Source organism: Corynebacterium sp. UMB9976, from assembly GCF_030212265.1.
GTDB lineage: Bacteria > Actinomycetota > Actinomycetes > Mycobacteriales > Mycobacteriaceae > Corynebacterium.
In genome coordinates this window covers 1-258 of sequence record NZ_JASODY010000120.1, presented here as the reverse complement: position 1 = coordinate 258, position 258 = coordinate 1, and the positions used below count along the sequence as shown (strand labels likewise).

General features: G+C 59.7%; 1 pseudogene. It reads right to left on the bottom strand.

The features are described from left to right. A pseudogene (locus QP140_RS10060) lies at positions 1 to 258 on the bottom strand (transposase); the annotation flags it as partial.

The window sequence follows — 258 nt, the reverse complement described above, 5'->3', positions numbered from 1 at the left end:
TTCGCTCGCTGGGCAGCGCGCTTGTCCTCGATGTTGCAGATCATCAACCACAGCGTTTTCAGCGCCGCGGTGTCGTTCGGGAATTGCCCGCGGTTACGGGTAGCTTTACGCAGTTTAAGCGTTGAGCGATTCGATCGAATTCGTGGTGTAGAGCACCCGGCGGGCCGCTGGCGGGAACTGTAAAAACGGCACGAACCGGTCCCAGGCGTCGCGCCAGACTTTGACCGATTGCGGGTATTTACGGCCCAGTTCACTGGC